At 73.3% G+C, this 1,664-nt stretch carries 1 protein-coding gene; it reads left to right on the top strand.

Annotated features, from left to right (window positions below):
* The coding region (locus VF536_RS00005; RefSeq protein ID WP_331612697.1) for a DUF4118 domain-containing protein at positions 1-1,664 on the top strand (1,664 nt) is incomplete at both ends.

The following is a 1,664-nucleotide window of genomic DNA, read 5'->3' on the forward strand; positions in this document are numbered from 1 at the left end:
GCCGGGCCGACACCGCGGCGCTGCTCGACGGCGTGCCGCCGCTGCCGCGTCTGCCGATGCGCCAGGTCGACCACCGCGGCCGCGCGCTGCCGGAGTTCGACCTCGACGGCGCGCTCGAGCGCCTGCGCGATCAGCCGGACGCGCTGATCCTGGTCGACGAGCTGGCGCATTCCAACGTCGCCGGCTCGCGGCATCCCAAGCGCTGGCAGGACGTCGAGGAGCTGTTGGCCAACGGCATCAACGTCTACACGACGGTCAATGTCCAGCATCTGGAGAGCCTCAACGACGTCGTCGGCGGCATCACCGGCGTGCGGGTGCAGGAGACGCTGCCCGACACCTTCTTCGACCGCGCCGACGAGGTGGTGCTGGTCGACACGCCGGCCGACGAGCTGCTCGCGCGGCTCAAGGCCGGCAAGGTCTACCAGGGCGCGCAGGCCGAACGCGCCGGCCAGCACTTCTTCCGCAAGGGCAACCTGATGGCGCTGCGCGAGCTCGCGCTGCGCCGCACGGCCGATCGCGTCGAGGACGACGTGCAGGCCTGGCGCAGCAACGAGCGCATCGCGGCGGTGTGGAAGACCGAGGCCGCGATCCTCTGCGCGATCGGCCCCGGCGACGAGGCCGAGTCGGTCGTGCGCAGCGCCGCGCAGCTTGCGCAGCAGCTGACGGTGAGCTGGCATGCGGTCTATGTCGAGACGCCGGCGCTGCACCGCCTGCCCGACGCGCGGCGCGAGCGTTGCCTGCGCGTGGTGCGGCTGGCGCAGGACCTGGGCGCGACGACGGCGGTGCTGTCGGCGCAGGACCCGGCGCAGGCGCTGGCCGACTACGCGCGCGAGCACAACCTGTCCAAGCTGCTGATGGGGCGGGGGGCGCCGCCGTCGGCTCCCTCCTCGTTCCTGTCGTTGCGCCGCTGGGGCAGCCGCGACCTCGCGGCGCACCTGGGGCGCGCGGCGCCGGAGCTGGACCTGATCCAGGTCGGGGCGTCGGCGACGCAGCGCAGCAGCGAGGAGGATCCCGGCCCGACCTTCGGTGCCGCGCCGCGGCGCTACCTCTGGGCGACGCTGGCCTGCGTCGGCGTGGCCGCGGTCTGCTGGCCGCTGTCGCACCGCATCGCCAACGACAACATCGTCATGCTGTTCCTGCTCGGCGTGGTGGGCGTGGCCATGCGCTGGGGGCGCGGGCCGGCCGTGCTGGCGAGTTTCCTCAGCGTCGCGCTGTTCGACTTCCTCTTCGTCGCGCCGCGGCTGAGCCTGGCGGTCAGCGACGTGCAATACGTGATCACCTTCGTCGTGATGCTGGCGGTGGGCCTGATCACCGGGCAGCTGACGGCGGGGCTGCGTTATGAGGCGCGCGTGTCCTCGGAGCGCGAGGCGAGGGCGCGCGGACTCTTCGAGCTCACCCGCGAACTGGCCGGCGCGCTGCAGACCGAGCAGGTCATCGCGACGGCGGAGTTGCAGCTGGCGCAGCAGTTCGGCGGACGGGCGCTGCTGCATGTGCTCGACGACGACGACCGGCTGCAGCCGTCGCCGACGGAGGAGACGCTGCCGATCGGCGACCGCTCCGACGCCGGCACCGCGCGCTGGGCGCTGGACCACGAGCAGGCCGCGGGCCTGGGCACCGACACGCTGCCGGGCAGCCAGTGGTTCTACCTGCCGCTGCGTGCGCCG

Origin of the sequence: Roseateles sp. (assembly GCF_036486225.1) — a bacterium.
Classification (GTDB): Bacteria; Pseudomonadota; Gammaproteobacteria; order Burkholderiales; family Burkholderiaceae_C; genus Roseateles.